The 20,488-nt window shown below is 56.5% G+C and carries 17 protein-coding genes; 11 read left to right on the top strand and 6 right to left on the bottom strand.

Going from position 1 to position 20,488, the window contains the following annotated elements; genetic code table 11:
• Positions 1-154: 154 nt before the first annotated feature.
• Entirely contained in the window at positions 155-1,060 is a 906-nt protein-coding gene (locus PH5382_RS13210) for a LysR family transcriptional regulator (RefSeq protein ID WP_058334863.1), read from the bottom strand.
• 202 nt (positions 1,061-1,262) lie between these two features.
• Between PH5382_RS13210 and PH5382_RS13205 the strand changes: the two genes are divergently transcribed.
• From PH5382_RS13205 to PH5382_RS13160, 10 genes are all read left to right on the top strand, one after another.
• Positions 1,263-4,685, top strand: a complete 3,423-nt coding sequence (locus PH5382_RS13205; RefSeq protein WP_058334862.1) for an indolepyruvate ferredoxin oxidoreductase family protein — start codon at positions 1,263-1,265, stop codon at positions 4,683-4,685.
• Positions 4,686-4,969: 284 nt separating this feature from the next.
• Positions 4,970-5,872: a lysophospholipid acyltransferase family protein gene (locus PH5382_RS13200; protein WP_058334861.1), complete on the top strand. Its 903-nt coding sequence runs from the start codon at positions 4,970-4,972 to the stop codon at positions 5,870-5,872.
• A gap of 25 nt (positions 5,873-5,897) precedes the next feature.
• The gene (locus tag PH5382_RS13195; RefSeq protein ID WP_058334860.1) at positions 5,898-6,707 is read left to right on the top strand and encodes a glutamate racemase; all 810 of its coding nucleotides are present in this window, start codon (positions 5,898-5,900) and stop codon (positions 6,705-6,707) included.
• A gap of 131 nt (positions 6,708-6,838) precedes the next feature.
• Entirely contained in the window at positions 6,839-7,867 is a 1,029-nt protein-coding gene (gene argC, locus PH5382_RS13190) for an N-acetyl-gamma-glutamyl-phosphate reductase (protein ID WP_058334859.1), read from the top strand.
• 61 nt (positions 7,868-7,928) lie between these two features.
• Positions 7,929-8,375, top strand: a complete 447-nt coding sequence (gene ccmE, locus PH5382_RS13185; protein WP_058334858.1) for a cytochrome c maturation protein CcmE — start codon at positions 7,929-7,931, stop codon at positions 8,373-8,375.
• Positions 8,376-8,600: 225 nt separating this feature from the next.
• Complete coding sequence (locus tag PH5382_RS13180; protein ID WP_058334857.1) at positions 8,601-9,212, top strand: holin-associated N-acetylmuramidase; 612 nt, start codon at positions 8,601-8,603, stop codon at positions 9,210-9,212.
• Positions 9,203-9,781 carry a holin family protein gene (locus PH5382_RS13175; RefSeq protein ID WP_058334856.1) on the top strand — a complete coding sequence of 193 codons (579 nt, stop codon included), beginning with the start codon at positions 9,203-9,205 and terminating at the stop codon, positions 9,779-9,781. The genes PH5382_RS13180 and PH5382_RS13175 overlap by 10 nt, the downstream gene beginning before the upstream one ends.
• 102 nt (positions 9,782-9,883) lie before the next feature.
• A complete protein-coding gene (locus PH5382_RS13170; RefSeq protein WP_058334855.1) occupies positions 9,884-11,842 on the top strand; it encodes a heme lyase CcmF/NrfE family subunit in 1,959 nt (652 codons plus the stop codon).
• The gene (locus PH5382_RS13165; RefSeq protein ID WP_058334854.1) at positions 11,839-12,324 is read left to right on the top strand and encodes a cytochrome c-type biogenesis protein; all 486 of its coding nucleotides are present in this window, start codon (positions 11,839-11,841) and stop codon (positions 12,322-12,324) included. The genes PH5382_RS13170 and PH5382_RS13165 overlap by 4 nt, the downstream gene beginning before the upstream one ends.
• Positions 12,325-12,447: 123 nt before the next feature.
• The gene (locus PH5382_RS13160; RefSeq protein WP_058334853.1) at positions 12,448-13,224 is read left to right on the top strand and encodes an enoyl-CoA hydratase-related protein; all 777 of its coding nucleotides are present in this window, start codon (positions 12,448-12,450) and stop codon (positions 13,222-13,224) included.
• An 89-nt stretch (positions 13,225-13,313) separates the two neighbouring features.
• On the opposite strand, the gene PH5382_RS20300 is transcribed toward PH5382_RS13160, so the two are convergent.
• The 4 genes from PH5382_RS20300 to gltX form a co-directional block, all read right to left on the bottom strand.
• Positions 13,314-14,327 (bottom strand): calcium-binding protein, encoded by a 1,014-nt coding sequence (locus PH5382_RS20300; RefSeq protein ID WP_058334852.1) that lies wholly within the window; start codon positions 14,325-14,327, stop codon positions 13,314-13,316.
• A gap of 16 nt (positions 14,328-14,343) precedes the next feature.
• Entirely contained in the window at positions 14,344-14,616 is a 273-nt protein-coding gene (locus tag PH5382_RS19765; protein ID WP_156414909.1) for a hypothetical protein, read from the bottom strand.
• Between the two features lie 24 nt (positions 14,617-14,640).
• Positions 14,641-15,936, bottom strand: a complete 1,296-nt coding sequence (gltA, locus tag PH5382_RS13150; protein WP_058334851.1) for a citrate synthase — start codon at positions 15,934-15,936, stop codon at positions 14,641-14,643.
• Positions 15,937-16,066: 130 nt separating this feature from the next.
• Positions 16,067-17,467, bottom strand: a complete 1,401-nt coding sequence (gene gltX, locus PH5382_RS13145; RefSeq protein WP_058334850.1) for a glutamate--tRNA ligase — start codon at positions 17,465-17,467, stop codon at positions 16,067-16,069.
• 78 nt (positions 17,468-17,545) lie between these two features.
• Between gltX and PH5382_RS13140 the strand changes: the two genes are divergently transcribed.
• A complete protein-coding gene (locus tag PH5382_RS13140; RefSeq protein WP_058334870.1) occupies positions 17,546-19,576 on the top strand; it encodes a ComEC/Rec2 family competence protein in 2,031 nt (676 codons plus the stop codon).
• 153 nt (positions 19,577-19,729) lie between these two features.
• Here the strand turns inward: PH5382_RS13140 and lexA are convergent, their stop codons facing one another.
• Entirely contained in the window at positions 19,730-20,470 is a 741-nt protein-coding gene (lexA, locus tag PH5382_RS13135; protein ID WP_058334849.1) for a transcriptional repressor LexA, read from the bottom strand.
• Between the last annotated feature and the right edge of the window lie 18 nt (positions 20,471-20,488).

Below are 20,488 nucleotides of genomic sequence, written 5' to 3'. Positions count from 1 at the left end.
ACACATTAGTGGCCGTTGGAGGCGCGAAAACGTCAAGTTACTTGGGAAATGCGGGTTTAGGGTTATGATGCTGACCCTTCAAGATGTTTAACGCAATCATAACAGCATTGCCGCTATGCGGCTATTGCATGGCTCAATTGCGCGCCGCATCCCGTCAGAGTTTGCCTAGTTCTTTCATGTGTTTGCGATGTGCCATGATCTCGGTCTGGACAAAGTCGCGAAAGGCCGAAACCCGCTGGGAATGGCGCAGTTCTTCGGGATAGGCGAGGTAAACCGGCACACCGCTGTTTTCCTCGTTTGGCAGAACTTCGACCAGATCCGGGAAGTCCTCGGTGACGTAATCGGGCAGTATGCCAATGCCAAGATCATGCAAAACGCCCTGCAAAACCCCAAAGTAATTGTTCACCGTCAACAATGAGCCGGGATTATGGGTCATCAATCGCTGTACCAGAACCGAGGCAGACCCCACCTGTGCGGAGCGCTGGTTCTGGCAGATCAGCCTATGGTCTTTGATATCCGCGAGGGTCGCCGGAGTGCCGTGCCGGTCAAGGTAGTCGCGTGACGCATAGAGCCGCATCTGCACGGTCATCAGGCGCTTGCGCACCAGATCGGCCTGGCTTGGCTCTTTCATGCGAATGGCCACATCGGCCTCACGCATGGGCAGGTCCAGCACCCGTTCTTCCAGCATCAGGTCAATTTTGAGGTTGGGATACTGTTCAAACAGTTTGGTCAGGCGTGGTGCCAGCCAAAGCGTGCCAAAGCCAAAGGTGGTGGTGACTCGCAGCTCGCCAAAGACTTCTTCTTCGCTATCGCGAATGCGCGCCGATGCCGCCTCTAGACGCGCCGACATGGATTTGGTCGCATCAAAAAGCAACTCACCCTGTTCGGTAAGAATCAAGCCGCGTGCATGGCGGTGGAACAGCGTCGCGTTCAGGCTTTCCTCCAGCGCGCGAATTTGGCGGCTGACCGCAGATTGCGACAGGTTCAGCTTATCCCCGGCATGGGTCAGGCTGCCCGCATCGGCAACGGCGTGAAATATTCTGAGTTTGTCCCAATCCATATTTTTACCTCTGCCCTTTTTGCCGATCTCTTTGCCGACCTGCCTTCTGGTCTGCTCGCGTCAGACTATATGAAATCACAGGCTTTTATCAATTTCCTATAACGACGCGAGGGAAAATTGAAAAAAACCGCCTATACAGGTCAGTAATTGTGACCTAATATCCCGTCAAGCAAGGCAAGCTAATTTAGGTGGGGAGGACCGAATGAGCACGCAAAAGATCTCACTCAATGACAAATACGACCTGAGCAAATCGCCCGTAATGCTGAACGGCACACAGGCGCTGGTGCGTCTGATGCTGATGCAAAAGGCACGTGACGAGGCTGCGGGGCTCAATACTGCGGGCCTGGTCACCGGTTACCGCGGATCTCCCCTGGGGGCGGTCGACATGCAGATGGATCGGGCAAAGAAACAGCTCACAGCTTCGGATGTTACCTTCCAATATGGCCTCAACGAAGATCTCGCCGTGACCGCGCTCTGGGGCGCGCAAGGGGCTGAGATGCGTGGTGAGGGCAAATACGACGGTGTCTTTGGCCTGTGGTATGGCAAGGGGCCAGGGGTTGACCGATCCGGCGATGCCTTCCGTCACGCCAATATGGCCGGCACCTCCAAAAATGGCGGCGTGCTGGTTGCCATGGGCGATGATCACACTGGCGAAAGCTCTACGGTGCTGCACCAATCGGAATGGTCGCTGCTGGATTGCTACCTTCCCATCGTCAGCCCGGCCGGGGTGCAGGAAATCCTGGACTATGGTGTTTATGGCTACGAGTTGAGCCGGTTTTCCGGGCTTTGGGTTGGTCTGAAGACCATGAAAGACACCATCGAGGTGACATCGGTGGTGGATGGTGATCCGGATCGGATGCAGATCGTCACGCCAGAGTTCGAGATGCCGTCTGATGGGCTCAATATCCGCTTGGCAGATGATCGCTTCCAACAGGAAGACCGAATCATCGACTACAAGCGTTTCGCCGCCGAAGCCTTTAGCCATGCAAACAAGATGGACAAACGTGTTTGGGGTAAACCCGGCGCCAAGATCGGCTTTGTCGCCGCTGGCAAAAACTGGCTTGATCTGGTGCATGCACTGTCGCTGCTGAACATCGACGAGACCATGGCAGAACGTCTGGGGATCACCACCTACAAGGTGGGGCAGACCTGGCCGATGGATATGAAGGGCTTCAATGCCTGGGCCGAAGGTCTTGATCTGATTGTCGTCGTTGAGGAAAAGCGCAAGCTGATCGAGATTCAGATCAAGGAAGCGATCTTTGATGACCGGCGCGGGCGCCGTGTCTATGGCTGGTACAAGGGCGGCGTCGGTGAGGTGAACCGCGAAGAGCTGTTCCCGACCAAATATGCGCTTGATCCAATCATGATTGCCGAAAAACTCGGTGGTATCCTGATCGAAGAAGGCCGCGATACAGAGGCGATCAAGGCGGGCCTTGCCGCGCTGGATGATGCAAAACGCGCCGACAATGCCGAAGAAATCGCCGCGCGTCTGCCTTATTTTTGCTCGGGTTGTCCGCATAACTCCTCGACCAAAATCCCTGAGGGCAGTCGTGCCTATGCCGGTATCGGCTGTCATTTCATGGTGCAGTGGATGGACCGGGAGACCACCGGCTTTACCCATATGGGCGCCGAGGGTGCCAACTGGATTGGCGAGGCACCATTTTCCAAGCGCACCCATGTGTTCCAGAACCTTGGCGATGGCACCTATAACCATTCCGGTGTTCAGGCGATCCGCGCCGCCCTCGCTGAGGGCACCAATATGACCTACAAGATCCTGTACAATGACGCGGTTGCCATGACTGGTGGTCAGCAGGCCGAAGGTGGGCTGACGGCACACCAGATCGCCCATGAGCTCAAAGCGATGGGTATGAAGACCATCGCTGTGGTTTATGACGACAAAGAAGACGTCGATGCGAAGCTGTTCCCGGCGGGCATGCGGATGCACGAGCGCGCCGAGCTGATGGATGTGCAAAAGGAATTTGAACAGGTCGAGGGTGTTTCCGGCATCATCTATATTCAGACCTGTGCCGCCGAAAAACGCCGTCGTCGCAAACGGGGCCTGTTCCCGGATCCCGATCAGCGCGTCTTTATCAACCCGGATGTCTGCGAAGGCTGCGGTGATTGCGGCATTCAATCCAACTGTGTTTCGATCGTGCCAAAAGAGACCGAACTGGGCCGCAAACGGGCAATCGATCAAAGCTCCTGCAACAAGGATTTCTCTTGCGTCAACGGGTTTTGCCCCTCGTTCCTAACAGTTGAGGGCGCCAAGATCCGTAAAGAGGCCACAGCAGAGCTGAAGCTTCCTGATCTGCCTGAACCAAAGCTACCAGAAATTGACGGCACCCATAATGTGGTGATCACCGGCGTCGGTGGCACCGGGGTCGTGACCATCGGTGCGGTGCTGGCACAGGCCGCACAATTTGATGGCATGGGCGCTGGTATGATGGAAATGGCGGGTCTTGCCCAAAAAGGCGGTGCTGTGCACATCCATTGCCGTCTCGCCAAGAGCCCCGAAGACATCAGTGCCATCCGTGTCGCCACCGGTGAAGCGGACGCGCTGATCGGCGGTGATCTGGTGGTCAGCGCTGGCGCCAAGACCATTGGTTTGATGAAAACAGGCCGCACCGGTGGTGTCGTCAATAGCCATGAAATTATCACCGGTGATTTTACCCGTGACACCAATTTTCAGTTGCCTACAGACAGGTTGCAGGTCGCACTTCAGGCACGTCTGCGGGACAATTTGGTACTGTTTGATGCCTCTGAGCTGGCTCGTGCCACCATGGGAGATTCGATTTTCTCGAATATGATGGTCTTTGGTGCTGCCTGGCAGCAGGGGCTGATCCCGGTGAGCCACAAGGCGATCACCGAAGCGATCACACTGAATGGTGCGGCGGTGGAGCGTAACCTGCGTGCCTTTGAAATTGGTCGCTGGGCTGTGGTGGAGCCTGAGGCGGCTGCCAAGATTGCTAAACCTGCCACTGTGGTGGAACTGCCAAAAACACTGGACGAGAAAATTGCCTATCGCAGTGATCAACTGGTGGCCTTTCAGGGCGGCGGGCTGGCCAAGCGTTATGGCAAAATGCTCGAGAGGGTTGCGGACCCCGCACTCAAGGAAGCCGTGGCAAAAGGCTACCATAAGCTCTTGGCCTACAAAGACGAATACGAAGTCGCCCGACTGCTTCTGTCGAGCCATGAAAAGCTGGCAGCCGAGTTTGAGGGGGATCTGAAAGTCTCTTACAACCTGGCGCCTCCCGTCTTTGGCGGCAAACTGGTCAATGGTCGCCCGCAAAAGCGCAAATTTGGCCCCGGCATGACGCGTTGGTTGCGTCTGCTTGCTAAGATGAAACCGCTGCGCGGCACTCCGCTGGATGTCTTTGGCTACAGCGCAGAGCGTAAAATGGAGCGCGCACTGATCAAGCAATATGAGAGCGACATGAAGGAGTGGCTACCACAAGCGAATGCCACAAACCTTGAGCCGCTGATTGCTCTGGCGGAACTTCCTCTGCAGATCCGCGGTTTTGGCCCGGTGAAGCAGGAAAGCGAGGCCAAGGCGGCTAAGCGGCGCGAAGAGCTGCTGATCGCACTGCGCCAGGGTGGCGCGCCGCTGAAGGAAGCTGCGGAATAAGCAAGACACTTTCAGGTGGTCAGGGTGACGAAGGCTTTGCCATTTTGCCCTGATAGAAAGTTTCAAATGAGGTCAGGCGCCGCGCAATTGCGTGGCGCTTTTCCATTTTCGCATCCAGCGGTTTCTTGCTGTTTTGCACTGTTTGGACGTGTCGCCACCGGGAGCGAAGGCGGCTTTGTCATGGCCCTGTTACCGGGACTGTCGTAAAACAAATCCATCGCGAGACCCACGATATGACATTCACCAATAGGACCCACTTCCACCAATAGGACCCACTTCGACCGATGCCCCTGTCTCTGCCCCGAATACAGCACAGTCAAAGTCACATTGCCCGTGATATTTCCTATTCCTATTCCGCCGAAAGCCGGTCTGGACGGGCGATGATCCGCCTGATGGAAAATACCACTGGACGTTTGCAGCTGATCAAGCGGGCGCAGGGCTATGAGGAAGATATCGCGCAGGGGCAGGATTTCTGGTCGGTTATGGCCGCGCGCTACGGGTTGAGCTTGGACGTAATTGGCGGCTCTCTCAGCAATATTCCGCAGGACCGTCCGGTTATCCTGATTGCCAATCATCCTTATGGCATTCTGGACGGGATGATGATGGGGCATATTTTGGCGCAAACCCGGGGCGATTTTCGTATTCTGGCGCATCAAATTTTTCGCAAGGCAAGCGATCTGGACCGGGTGGTGCTGCCAATTTCGTTTGAAGAAACCAAAGAGGCGGTCAGGCTTAACCTTACCACCCGGCGCACTGCGCTGGACTATCTGGGGCAGGGTGGTGCTATCGGAATTTTTCCCGGTGGGACAGTTTCGACCTCGGCGCGGGTGTTTTCAAAACCGATGGATCCCGGCTGGCGCAGCTTTACCGCGCGGATGGTGGCCAAATCCAATGCAGTTGTTGTGCCTGTGTTTTTTGACGGCCATACCTCACGCTTGTTTCAGATTGCCAGCCATCTGCACGCAACACTGCGCATGGGCCTGCTGATCAAAGAATTCAAAAAGCGGGTCGATACCCCTGTTGGTGTGGTGATTGGCGCGCCGATTGAGCGCGACAGATTGAACCCGATGGTGGGTGACGCAAAAGGAATGATGGATTTCCTGCGCAAAGCCACGTATGAGCTGTCTCCGAAGCCGCTCAAATCCTATGAATACGGGTTTGAGTTCGAGGAAAAACATCGCGCCTGAAAAGACCGCGCCTGAAAGTGAGACCATGGCTGTTGGCATCTTTGATTCCGGCCTGGGCGGGCTGACCGTCCTCAATGCCGCCCAATCCCGTCTGCCGGATGTGGATTTCCTGTATTACGCGGACAGCGCACGTGCGCCCTACGGGGTTCGCGATGCCGAGGATATCTATCAGCTGACCAAGGCTGCCGTCGCGGATATGTGGTCCAAGGGCTGCGATCTGGTCATTCTGGCCTGCAATACGGCGTCGGCCGCTGCTCTGCGCCGGATGCAAGAAGAAGGTTTGCCCGAGGGCAAGCGGGTTTTGGGTGTTTTTGTGCCTTTGATCGAAGCGCTGACCGAACGGCAGTGGGGCGACAACAGTCCCCCGCGCGAAGTTGAGGTCAAGCATGTCGCCTTGTTTGCCACCCCGGCCACTGTGTCCAGCCGCGCCTTTCAGCGTGAACTCGCCTTTCGCGCCATTGGCGTCGATGTCGAGGCCCAGGCCTGTGGCGGCGTGGTCGATGCCATCGAGGATGGCGATCTGATCCTGGCCGAAGCCATGGTGCGCAGCCATGTCGATGCCCTGAAACGCAAGATGCCGAACCCGCAAGCAGCCATTCTGGGCTGTACCCATTATCCGCTACTGGAACAGTGTTTCCAGAACGCTTTGGGGGCTGATGTCAAAGTCTTCAGTCAGGGCGCTCTGGTTGCGGAAAGCCTTGCGGATTATCTGGTCCGTCACCCCGAAATGCGTGGCACAGGTCAGGGTGGCTTTTTCACCACGGGTGACCCCAAACGGGTCAGCGATCGCGCCACCCAGTTTCTCCGACGAGAGCTGCGATTTCAGGCCGCCTGAGAGCGCGGCTTATCGGTCCTGAATTCTTTCTATGACTGTGACATAGAACAAAGACAGGGACCCGGCTCTTTTCCTACTGTCGCGCAAAGGGCGTGACACTGATTGATGACATTCAAAATGCGAGGTCTGACATGACCCATAAAGTGGCAATTCTTGGCGCCAGCGGCTACACTGGCGCAGAGCTGGTTCGGCTGATTGCAAATCACCCCAATATTGAAATCGCAGCACTGGCAGCAGAGCGTAAAGCCGGTTTGACCATGGCGGAAGTCTTCCCGCATCTGCGTCACATACCGTTGCCAACACTCTGTAAAATCAGCGAGATTGATTTTTCAGGAATTGATTTATGTTTTTGTGCGCTGCCGCATAAAACCAGTCAGGAAGTGATCGCCGCGCTGCCAAAAACGTTGAAGATCGTCGATCTTTCTGCTGATTTCCGGCTGCGCGATCCGGCAGAATACGAAAAATGGTACGGTAACCCCCACGCCGCGCTCGAGCAGCAGGAAGAGGCGGTCTACGGTCTTAGCGAATTCTATCGCGACCAGATCAAATCGGCGCGTTTGGTGGCGGGCACCGGCTGCAATGCGGCCACCGGCCAATTTGCCTTGCGGCCCTTGATCACGGCGGGGCTGATTGATCTGGATGAGATTATTCTCGATCTGAAATGTGCGGTTTCCGGTGCCGGGCGTGCGCTCAAGGAAAACCTGCTGCATGCGGAGCTGAGCGAAGGCTATCATGCCTATGCGGTAGGCGGCACGCATCGCCATCTTGGGGAATTTGATCAGGAGTTTTCCGAACTGGCCGGACGGCCCGTCAAGGTGCAGTTTACCCCGCACTTGATGCCCGCCAACCGAGGCATTCTGGCGACGGCCTATGTCAAAGGAGACGCGGCTGCGATCCATGAGGCCTTTGTCGCGGCCTATGGGTCAGAGCCCTTTGTCGAGGTGCTGCCGTTTGGTGAAACCCCCAGTACACATCATGTGCGGGGGTCGAATTTCTGCCACATCGGCGTCGCCGCTGACCGGATCGAGGGGCGCGCGATTGTCTTTGCTGCCTTGGATAACCTGACAAAAGGTAGCAGCGGGCAGGCCTTGCAGAACGCAAATCTGATGTTAGGTGAAGAAGAGACTGCAGGTCTGATGATGGCGCCTTTGTTCCCATAGCGGGGAAATTGACTGCATCCTTTTTGACAGTGACCCGGATGAGAAATGGAAAGATGTCGACATGAAGAACCTGAAAAAGCAACGTCGGATCCAGGTCATGGCTCTCGCAGCAGTGGCCCTGATGGTCGCCACCGGTTTGATTGGTTACGCCATGCGCGACGGGATCAACTATTTTCGCTCGCCTAGCCAAGTGGTCGAAACACCGCCACAACCCACCGAGGTTTTTCGAATTGGCGGGCTGGTCGAAGAAGGAAGCCTGAAGCGTGGCCAGGGAGAGACTGTACGCTTTTCCGTAACCGATGGCGGAGCGACCGTTCCGGTGACTTTCGCAGGGGTACTTCCGGATCTGTTTGAGGAAAACCAGGGAATGGTAGGCACTGGAAAGCTCATCAATGGTGTGTTCGAAGCCTCTGAAATTCTTGCGAAACATGACGAAACCTACATGCCGAAAGAGGTCGTTGATGCGCTGAAAGCGCAGGGTGTCTATCAGGAACCCGAAGAGAGCTGACCCGGATCCACGGTCAGTGATCGAAACCTGAAACCGATTTTAAAAAACCGCAGCTCTGAAGGCTGCGGTTTTTTTGTAGCGAAGGGTCTTTGTCGACTGCGACCACTGGATTGATCACAACAGCCAGTCCTGTTCAGCGGCCTGTTGCTAGGCTGGCGCGCGTTAACCGTACGGAATTTTAGCGCCACTTCTGGATAGTCTGCCTCTTTGAAAAGGGCAGGTATCATGTTGACTATACGCGATATTGCTGAAGACATCGTCACCCGCGAAGGCGGTTTCGTCGATGATCCCGATGATCCCGGTGGCGTGACAAAATACGGGGTCACGTTGAAAACCCTGCGCCGTCTAGGTCTTGATACCACGGGCGACGGGCTGGTGTCTCTGCGGGATCTTAAATCCCTGACCCGTGATCAGGCTGTTGAGATCTTTATTCACCACTATTTTGAAGCGCCGGGTGTTTCCACTTTGCCGGTCGCGATTCAGGCTTCTGTCTTTGATATGTATGTGAATGCCGGTGCCAACGCGGTTAAGATCTTGCAATCCCTTCTGCGTCAGATGGGCTACTCCCTGCAAGCGGACGGTGTGATTGGCCCTCAGACGGAGGCATCCGCCAGCGATGCGGCCGCGATTGATGCAACCGCCTTCAGAGATGCCTATGGCATCGCACGCCGGAACTATTATTTCCGCCTCGCCGACCGACGCAGCGCCAGCAGAAAATACGCCCGCACACGGGCCGGTGGCAAAGGTGGCTGGATTCTGCGTGCCGAGGCCTTCATGTCGCCGCACTATCACTTGCCGAAAGAGAGTTTTGCAAAAAGGGTCGCGCAATGGCAGTAATTCCGGATCTGTTTTCGCTGATTTTTGGCAGTGATCGCAATGTTCTTCGTGAGACGGTTGAAGTGTTTCGAGAAAATGCCGAAGGCAATGCGCGCCGGGAACAAGAAGCACGCAGTACGGCCTTGGATCAATTCGCCACGGAGTTTCGATCTGTGAACCGGTCTGGATTCGACCGTTTGATGGATGGCATCAATAGATTGCCACGTCCAATCATGGCGCTTGGCACCTGCGGGCTGTTTGTCTGCGCTATGGCCGATCCCGTCTGGTTTGCTACACGCATGCAAGGGCTTACACTGGTGCCGCAGCCGCTGTGGTGGTTGCTGGGCGTGGTTGTCTCTTTCTACTTTGGGGCTCGGCATCAGGTAAAATCACAGGAATTTCAAAAACAAATGGTTCAGGCTGCGTTGCAAATTCCTGCTTTGCCTGATGCCGCGCGGCCAGAATCTGAAGTCAGCAACAGTCGTTCTATTGCTGCGGCAGGAACCGGCGGTGATGCAGCGCAGACGCTTGCGTCTGTTGCTCCGGATGCAAACGCAGCCCTAGACGCGTGGAAGCGCCACAGTAAATAGGCAGCGGTCTGCCGACTGGGCGGGGCAATCTGGAGGCACTGCGGCGCCGCGCCGCGTGGTTTGCCATTGGCCTTGAGCACGCTTGGGCCTATAGACAGAAGTATGATTACAGAGCTCGGACACTTCGCCCTCATCCTCGCCTTCATGATCGCCATCGTGCAGATGGTGATCCCCTTGATAGGTGCCCATAAACGCTGGCCCGGCTGGATGGCCGTCGCCGAACCAGCTGCACAGGCGCAGTTCTTCTTTACTGCCTTTGCCTTTGGTGCCCTGGTCTGGGCCTTTGTGACCTCGGACTTTTCGCTACGTCTGGTGACTTTGAACAGTCATTCCGCCAAACCGATGCTTTATAAAATCTCGGGCACCTGGGGCAATCACGAAGGCTCGATGCTGCTTTGGGTGTTGATCGTCAGCCTGTTTGGAGCACTGGCTTCGGTCTTTGGCGGCGGATTGCCACAGACACTCAAGGCTCGGGTGCTTGCGGTACAGGCGTCAATTGGTGTGGCGTTTTTTGCATTTATCCTGTTTACGTCGAACCCGTTTTTGCGTCTCGCAGTGCCGCCCTTTGACGGGCAGGACCTGAACCCTCTGCTGCAGGATCCCGGTCTGGCCTTTCATCCGCCGTTTCTCTATCTCGGCTACGTTGGTCTTTCGATGGCGTTTTCCTTTGCGGTGGCCGCACTGATCGAAGGACGAATTGATGCCGCCTGGGCGCGCTGGGTGCGCCCCTGGACGCTGGCGGCCTGGATCTTTCTGACCATCGGTATCGCACTGGGAAGTTGGTGGGCCTATTACGAGCTCGGCTGGGGTGGGTTCTGGTTCTGGGATCCGGTGGAAAACGCTTCCTTTATGCCATGGCTGCTGGCGGCGGCGCTGCTGCATTCGGCCATTGTGGTTGAAAAGCGTGAGGCGCTGAAAAGCTGGACTATTCTGCTCGCGATCCTCGCCTTTGGCTTCTCTCTGATCGGAACCTTCATTGTGCGCTCCGGGCTTTTGACTTCGGTGCATGCCTTTGCCAATGATTCCGAGCGAGGTGTGTTTATCCTGATTATCTTGGCCTTTTTTACTGGTGGCGCACTGACACTGTTTGCGGCGCGCGCCCAGGCCATGCAGGCACGCGGTGTCTTTGGCATCGTCAGCCGTGAAGGCGCTTTGGTGGCCAATAACGTGCTATTGGCAGTTGGCTGTTTTGTGGTCTTCTTTGGCACCCTCTGGCCCATCGTGGCTGAAATGGCCTTTGGTCGTAAACTTTCGGTTGGACCTCCGTTTTTCAATGCGGCCTTTACCCCCTTTATGGTGCTGCTTGGCGCCATCATGCCTGTTGGGGCGATGCTGCCGTGGAAACGTGGAAACCTGATGAAAACGCTTTCAAACCTGCGCTACGCGTTCGCTTTGGCTTTGGCGCTGGCAGTGCTGGCCTGGGTCTTGCAGTCCGGTCGGTCTGCGCTGGGGCCGATAGGCTTGTTCCTTGGCTCCTGGATGGTGTTTGGGGCTCTGGTTGATCTGTGGCAACGTACCGGCAGCCTTGGTCGGCTGCTACGCCTGCCGCGGGCAGACTGGGGTAAAGCGATGGCCCATGCTGGACTAGGTGTGACCATGTTTGCCATTGCCGGGCTGACCGCCTGGGAAGAAGAAGACATCCGCGTCGCACAGATTGGTGCTCCCTTTAGCGTTGGCGCCTATGAGCTGACGCTGGAATCGGTGGATCGCGCCCGAGGGCCGAACTACTTTACCACCATGGGGAGGGTTTCCGTCACACGGGCAGGGCGTGATGTCGCAACCCTGTTCCCTGAAAAACGCGACTATCCGGTGGCAAAGATGCCCACCACTGAGGCCGCGATCGACTATCAGTTCCTGCGCGATCTTTATGTAGTGATCGGCGATCAGCAACAAAGCGGTGGCTGGACGGTACGCACCTATATCAAGCCGCTGGCGAACTGGATCTGGGGCGGCTGTCTGCTGATGGCGCTTGGTGGGGTGTTTAGCCTCAGCGATCGTCGGTTCCGTGTAGCAGCGGGCGCCAGCAAGAGCAAAACAGGCGCAAAGGTAGCAGCAGAATGAACCGGTGGAAAACAGCTCTGTCGGCCTTTGCGTTGGCGCTTGCAGCTTCGTTGACCGTGGTACCTTTGCCCGCTTTGGCGGTTCAGCCGGATGAGGTTCTGGCTGATCCGGTATTGGAAGGCCGGGCGCGTGAGTTGTCCAAAGATCTGCGCTGCTTGGTTTGCCGTAACGAGAACATCGATGAATCCAATGCCGAACTGGCGCGGGATCTGCGGGTTCTGGTGCGCGAACGGCTGGTCGAGGGCGACAGCAACAGCGAAGTGATCGATTTCGTTGTGGATCGCTATGGCGAATACGTCCTGCTGCGGCCGACCACCTCGGGGGCCAATTGGCTGCTTTGGGCGGCGGGACCTTTGATGCTGCTCTTGGCGGTTGGGGTGGCTGTCGGCTTTATGCGGGGACGCGCGCGCGCACCCAAGCTCGGTGAGCAGGATCTCAGCGCCGAAGAGCAAGCCCGGCTCAACAAGATTCTGGACGACTGATGAATTAGGCCCGGTGTGACGCCGGGTCTGACTTTTCGCGCCGCCCAGATTGCGCCACCATCGTTGCAACCACCTTATAACTCCTTGGGGCAGGTGCCCTCTTTCAATTCTCATGAGGCTTTGATGGACTACAAAGAGATTCTGTATTCGCTGGACAAGGGGCTCGTGATTGTGACCTTGAACCGCCCTTCCAAAATGAATGCGCTGACCAGTCAGATGCGGGCGGAAATCACCCATGCGATGAAACGCGCGGCAGGCGAAGCCCGCGCCGTGGTTCTGACAGGCGCTGGTGCGGCCTTTTGTTCTGGCCAGGATCTGAGCGACGCGTCGGGGTCCGGTGATTTGGATCTGGAACGCACCTTGCGCGACGAATACACTCCGATGCTCGAGGCGGTGTATGACTGCCCCGTGCCGACCTTGTCGGTGATCAACGGCCCTGTAGCAGGAGCCGGTGCCAACCTTGCCCTAGCGGCAGATGTGGTTATCGCCACCGAAAGCGCCTATTTCCTGCAGGCCTTTGCGCGCATTGGCCTGATGCCGGATGCCGGTGGCACCTGGTTTTTGCCTCGCCAGATGGGCCTAGCCAAGGCGATGGGGGCGGCCCTCTTTGCTGACAAGATCTCAGCCAAACAGGCCAGCGACTGGGGCATGATCTGGGAAGCGATCCCGGATGCAGACTTCGATAGCCACTGGCGCGCACGCGCAGCCTATCTGGCCGAAGGGCCAACCAAGGCCTTTGGCGCCATCAAAACCGCGATCCGCGACAGTTACGGCAACAGCTTGCCTGAACAACTGTCCGTTGAGGCGCATCTGCAAGGGGAATGCGGCAAGAGCCGGGATTTCAACGAAGGCGTCACTGCGTTCCTTGAAAAACGTCCGGCGAAATTCGAAGGTCGCTAAGGCAAGTCTGCGAACGAACAAGTCAAAAAACACAAAGGCCGTCTAGCCAATTTGGCAGACGGCCTTTTCTGTACTTCGGTAGATCCGACTTAGGTCGGAACTGGAGCCATAATCGCCTCGATCAGGGTCACGTGGGTGTCGAGTGCGAATTCGTCTCCCACGTTTTGCAGATAGACCACTGACAGACCATTTGCGCGGACCTCAACATCCGTGGTGCCATCTCCGTTGAGGATAGTGTTGGTCGTCAGGTCTGGTGCTGTGCCGTTTTGATCGTAGCGATAGACAATCATGTCTTCGGCGGTGTCAAAATCGGTGACAACCGAGGCAAACCCACTGGTCGACCAGTCACCAACCACGATCTCATCAGCCCCTTCGCCGCCTGTCAGAAGGTCAAACGCGCTGCCAATCAGGGTGTCGTTGCCGTCACCGCCATTCAGGGTGTCGCCGATGAAGTCATCGACAATCCCAGTCTGCTCATCGCCAAGGCTGTTCGGGTCTTGGCCGGATTCAAAATTGTCGAGCCACTCTTCCAGCAGTTCGTCATCGATGTCGAGAGAGGCACCATTTAGCAGATCATCGCCCGCGCCACCGGTCAGACTGTCGGCCCCATTGCCGCCATGCAGGCCGTCGTTACCGGCGCCACCGTCTAGGGTATCATCATTTGATTCACCCTGCAGGAAATCATCGCCACTGCCGCCGACCAGTTGGTCATTGCCATAGCCGCCCTGCAGCACGTCATTGCCGTCCCCTGCGTCAAGCGCGTCATTGCCGTCTTCGCCATCAAGCCCGTCATCGCCCAGACCACCGGCCAGCGTGTCATCGCCTCCGCCGCCATAAAGCGTGTCATTGCCATCGGTGCCATCTACATTGTCGGGGTCGTCCTCACCGTAGAAAGGGTCAAGAGGGCTAGTTTCGCCACCAGTCTCACCACCGGTTTCTCCACCAGTCTCTGAGCCGCCACCAGTTTCGCCACCAGTTTCTGACCCACCTCCGGTGTCAGAGCCACCATCACTGTCTGATGTGGAAATCGGATCGTCATCGTCCGACGCAAGTACAGCAATGCCGACAACGAAGGATAGTCCAAGGGCTGCGAGAACAAACATGCGTTACACCTTCACATTAATCGAATGTTAAGGATATTTGCGGCTGTCCGGCGTAAGGATCAATGATGTTTTTACTAAAAATACGGCTATTTCGTCTCGATGTTTTGAACAATGCACCCAGCAGCGAGGCTTTGGTTCCAACTTGAGAACCAACGCCATTTTTACGTGGATTTGGTTGTGAGTTTGTAGCTGTTTTTACCAGCTTGTCGGGGAGAGAAGATCCGCAAATGGGTGCGATGAAAAAGCGCCCCGCAGATCTCTGCGGGGCGCCGGGGCGGGTCTTTTGCATCTGTTCTATCTGAACGAATGAAACTCAGCGGTTCTCGATGTCAATGTAGTCGCGCTGGGTCTGGCCAAGATAGAGCTGGCGTGGACGGCCGATTTTGTTCTGTGGGTCCGCAATCATTTCTTTCCACTGCGAGATCCAGCCGACGGTGCGCGACAGCGCAAAGATCGGAGTGAACATCGATGTCGGGAAGCCCATCGCTTCGAGAATGATGCCCGAATAGAAGTCGACATTCGGGAACAGTTTTTTCTCTTTGAAGTAGGGATCGTTGAGCGCGGTTTGTTCCAGCTCTTTGGCAACCTGCAACAGCGGGTTGTTTTCCACGCCCAGCAGTTCAAGCACCTCATCGGCGGACTGTTTCAGAACCGTGGCGCGGGGGTCGGTGTTTTTGTAGACCCGATGGCCAAAGCCCATCAGACGGAAGGGATCGTCTTTGTCCTTGGCACGGGCGATGAACTCAGGAATGCGATCAACGGTGCCGATTTCCTTGAGCATCTCGAGGCAGGCCTGGTTGGCACCACCGTGGGCAGGGCCCCAAAGGCAAGCGATGCCTGCAGCGATACAAGCGAATGGGTTGGCACCTGAAGATGAGGCCAGACGCACGGTCGACGTCGAAGCGTTCTGTTCGTGATCCGCGTGGAGCGTAAAGATCCGGTCCATCGCGCGGCTGAGGATCGGGTTCACGTGGTATTCTTCGGCCGGAACCGAGAAGCACATGTGCAGGAAGTTGGCAGCGTAATCCAGATCATTGCGTGGATAGACGAAAGGCTGACCGATCGAATACTTGTAGGCCATGGCTGCAATCGTGGGCAGTTTGGCGATCAAGCGGATGGAGGCGACTTCGCGCTGCCAGGGATCGGCGATATCAGTGGAGTCGTGGTAGAAGGCCGACATGGCGCCAACAACACCCACCAGGGTCGCCATTGGATGCGCGTCACGGCGGAAACCGCGGAAGAAGTTGTGCATCTGTTCGTGCACCATGGTGTGACGAGTCACACGGGCTTCAAAATCTTCCAGCTGTGTCGCTGTGGGCAGCTCGCCGTAAAGCAGCAGATAGCAGACCTCTAGGTAGTGCGACTGCGAGGCAAGTTGATCAATCGGGTAGCCACGGTGCAGCAGCTCGCCCTTGCCGCCATCAATAAAGGTGATGGTGCTGTCGCAGCTGGCAGTCGAGGTGAAACCGGGGTCATAGGTGAAAACCCCGGCCTGGGCATAAAGCTTGCGGATGTCCAGAACATCAGGTCCGGCCGTCGGAGAGAAAATGGGAAGCTCGTAGTCTTGGCCATTCAAGCTGAGCTTGGCGGTTTTCTGTGTCTCGGTCATAGATGTCCCTTCCTGTTACAGGCACGAATACCCAGGATTTTATCCCGGGCATGGTGCAGGCAGAACCTGCGCGCGGATCGCGCAGGAGCGGTGGTATAGGAACAGGCTTACTGACCGGTTAAGGACAGGGTCAGCCTGTAGCGTCGGTGAGCCGGGCCAAGGTTTCATCACGGCCCAGGATCAGCATCATGTCAAACACCGAAGGCGTTACGGCACGGCCGGCCAACACGGCCCGCAAGGGGGCGGCCAGTTTGCCGAACTTGGTGTCATGAGCCTCTGCAAATGTATTGAGAAGCGCCTCAAGATCGTCACGGGTCCAGCTAACATTTTGCAACTGCGGCGTCAATTCACTCAGTATACCGTCGGATACACTTGCCAGAGCCTTGGCTGCCTTGGCATCTGGTTCAACCGGGCGTGAAGTTAGGATAAAATGAGCTTTTTCAAGCAGGTCCGGGAAGGTGCGTGCCCGATCCTTGAGGCAATACATCGCACGTTCAAGATTTGCTGACTGGACGTCATCAAGTGGTGATTGTCCCGCCGCCTGCAGATAGCCTTGGATTTCTTGCCGCAGCGCGGCGTCATCGCTAACAGCAATATGCTGTCCAGATAGGTTTTCCAGCTTTTTGGTATCAAAGCGCGCCGGGCTTTTGCCAATTCCATCGAGATCGAACCATTCTTTGGCCTGGGCATCGGTAAAGAATTCGTCATCGCCGTGGCTCCAGCCGAGACGCGTCAGATAGTTGCGCATGCCCGCCGCACTATAGCCCATTGCCTGGTATTCCTGGGCCCCCAAGGCACCATGACGTTTAGACAGTTTTTTACCATCGGCGCCGTGGATCAGCGGGATATGAGCCCAAATGGGAACCTCCCAGCCCATCGCCTCGTAGATCATCATCTGGCGGGCGGCGTTGTTGAGATGGTCGTCGCCGCGGATCACATGGGTGACGCCCATGTCATAATCGTCGACCACCACTGCCAGCATATAGACAGGGGTTCCGTCAGAACGCAGAAGAATCATGTCATCGAGCTGACTATTTTGAATGGTCACGTCGCCTTGAACCCGGTCCTGGATCACTGTGGCGCCGGTGGTTGGGGCCTTGATACGGATAACAAAAGGGGCATCGGGATGGGAGTTTTCATCGGCGTCGCGCCAGGGAGACCGGTACAGGGTTGATTTCCCGTCTGCCTTGGCAGCATCACGGAAGGCGGCAATCTCATCCTGCGTGGCAAAACACTTGTAGGCCTTACCTTCAGTCAAAAGCTGCTGTGCTACCTCAGCATGACGTGCCGCACCCTCGAACTGGCTGACGACGTCGCCATCATGGTCGAGGCCAAGCCAGGCCATGCCCTGCAAAATTGCAGCAGTGGCTTCAGGAGTGGAGCGGGCACGATCGGTGTCTTCGATACGCAAAAGGAACTTGCCACCACGGCCGCGCGCAAAAAGCCAGTTAAATAGCGCGGTGCGGGCCCCACCGATATGCAGATATCCGGTAGGAGAAGGGGCAAAACGAGTGACGACAGGTCTGGTCATGAGGTGATTTACCTTTTGGAAACCATGATTGGGCTAGATTTTCTGCCTGTCTACCTAGCCGGGGGGCTTGGAGCAAGCATGCTGCCGCTGCTTAAAATCGATCAGGCGTTGCAGGCGCAACGCGGGCATCTGTTGCCCTGGGTTCCAGTCTGTTTTGGTCTGGGGATTGCTGGATTCTTTTTGTCTCCCGAAGATCCCGGACCAATGACCTATTTGTTGATCTGTATCGCGACCCTGATAGTGCTGACACAAACCCGCCACCTGGATGCGCGCAGGTTGGTCGCCTGGGGCATTGTCCTGACAGGGCTCGGGTTTTCGGTGGCCAGTTTCCGGGCCAATTCAGTTGCGGCACCTGTGCTTTCCTTTCGATACTATGGTCCGGTGGAGGGCAGGGTGATTGCGATTGATCGCTCCAGCAGTGATGCTCTGCGTATGACACTGGATCAGCTACGCCTGAGAGACGTGGCAAAAAATAGAACGCCAGACCGGATCAGGATTTCAATTTCTTCAGATAGGCTGTTTCCTGCTATTGGCTCTCGCATTGGCACCACGGCTCATCTGATGCCGCCGCAGGGGCCAGCCGAGCCGGGTGGTTTTGATTACCGGCGCTACGCCTGGTTTTTGAAACTCGGTGCAAATGGCTATACCCGAAGCCCAGTGGTTATGCTGACGCCGACAGATGATGAACTGCCCGTTCAGAGTCTGCGCTACAGACTCTCTGGTGAAATTCAGCGCCGCATTCCTGGCGAGACTGGCGCTTTGGCTGCGGCCATCGTGACCGGTGACAGAAGTGGTGTCGGGCAAAAAACGCTTCGGATTTTGAGGGTTAGCAATCTGGCGCACCTTCTGGCGATCTCCGGGTTGCATATGGGGCTGTTGACGGGATTTATCTATGCGGCCCTTCGCTTTGCCTTGTGTTTGGTTCCGCCGCTTGCCTTGCGCTTGCCGGTGAAAAAAATCGCCGCACTCAGCGCTTTGGGTGCGGCCTCGGTCTATTTAGCGCTTTCCGGTGGCAATGTTGCCACCGAACGCGCCTTTGTCATGGTTTGTGTGGCCCTGGGAGCCGTCCTTCTTAACCGAAGAGCAATCTCGCTTCGCACCGTAGCCGTTGCGGCAATTCTGGTCCTGATCCGGAGGCCAGAAACTCTTTTCAGTCCGGGGTTCCAGATGAGCTTTGCGGCAACAGGGGCACTGGTGGCTGTCTTTGGCTGGCTGCGGGACGCAGATATCTGGCTGGGGCCACGATGGGTCAGGCCGATTGCGACAGTTTTGATTTCTTCGGCGGTTGCAGGGCTTGCCACCGCGCCCTTTGGAGCCGGACATTTCAATATCCTTGCACACTACGGATTGCTTGCGAATATCTTGGCAGTTCCAATCATGGGGCTTGTGGTCATTCCTTCGGTCGTCCTGGCGCTTTGTCTTACCCCCTTTGGACTTGAACAGATCGGGTTGCTGTTTCTGGATATTGGATTGACCTGGATTTTGACTGTCGCGACTTTGGTTTCTGCGCTTCCAAATGCAGCCAGTGCTGTTCCCTCGCCCGGGCTCTGGGTCCTGCCGCTTCTGTCGCTTGGAGCGCTCTTTGTCATTCTGTGGCAGGGGCGTCTGCGTTGGCTGGGAACAATCCCTTTATGTTTGTCTTTTGCGTTTTGGTCGGCTGGGGACCGACCAAAAGTCCTGATCTCAGAAAACGGCGGGTTGGTCGGGATTCTTGGCTCAGAAGGGCGAGCGCTATCACGTGAAAAAGGGCAGGGTTATACCGCCATGCATTGGCTGACAGGAGACGGTGATACTGTCTCACAGGTTTTGGCCGCAAAACGCTGGCCCGCCTTGGCCAGCCCTGACTTTGGCGATTCTGAAGGGCTGAAACGCAGCCGGGTCGGAGCCTATACTCTTCTGCATGTCGTTGGTACGCGCAGCGCGAAGTTGTTGAGCGCCTGCGCCGCAGATGAGTTGGTAGTCTCAAATGTGGCGCTTGATCTGCAGGGGGACTGTCGGATTCTGCAGCCCAGTGTCCTGAGGTATACTGGGAGCATTCGCCTAGACGCGTCCGGAACCCTAGTTACTGCGGCGGAGCTCGCAGGAGACAGGCTTTGGACGCAGCCCTAGGCTAATCCAACATCAGTAGGCCGGTAGCCCCGAACAGCTGCAATCGCAGAACGGTCACAGGCCGGAGCCATGGCAACGGATTGAATAGGTCACAGACCGACCCTTTCCAGAACCTTCAACCGGCAGTTCTAAAAGCAATTGGAGAGGCGGGCCTCAATAGTTGCGGATCAACCCGACCAGACGTCCCTGAACTTTGACCTGATCCTCAGGATAAACCCGAGTCGGATAGGCCGGGTTTTCTGCCTCTAGGGAGATCGCCCCATCGCGTCTGAACAAGCGCTTTAGCGTTGCCTCTTCGTCGGCGACCAGAGCGACGACAATGTCGCCATCATCCGCTGTATCCGTTTCCCTAATGACAACGATGTCCCCGTCGTTGATCCCCGCATTGATCATCGAGTCGCCGCGCACTTCGAGAGCGTAATGTCTACCGTTGGAGGAGAGCATCGCCTGCGGCACCGCAACCTGATGGGAAATCTGGTTTATGGCCTCAATCGGGACGCCTGCCGCAATACGGCCCATCACCGAAAGCTCTATCGCAGCTGCAGTACCGCCCTGCCGGGGTTGGTCATTTTCAGCTTGGACAGAGCCTCCAGGAGAGGACCCGAAGTTGGCCACGCCAGTTGCAGACCCTATCGCAGCCCCGGCACCAGCAGGCCCTCGATTGCTGTACTCTTTGCTGTTTTCCGGCAGTCGCAAAATTTCGATAGCGCGGGCACGATGCGCCAGTCGCCGAATAAAGCCGCGTTCTTCAAGAGCGGTGATCAGGCGATGGATGCCAGATTTCGACCGCAGATCCAAAGCGACTTTCATCTCGTCAAAGCTGGGCGGAACACCATCCTGTTGCAGACGCCGATGAATGAATTCCAACAAATCCAACTGCTTCTTTGTCAACATGACAGTCTCTCCGCATCA

Origin of the sequence: Phaeobacter sp. CECT 5382, from assembly GCF_001457775.1 — a bacterium.
Taxonomy (GTDB): Bacteria; Pseudomonadota; Alphaproteobacteria; order Rhodobacterales; family Rhodobacteraceae; genus Pseudophaeobacter.
The sequence above is the reverse complement of the archived record's forward strand: the minus strand, read 5'-3'. Positions and strand labels throughout refer to the sequence as shown.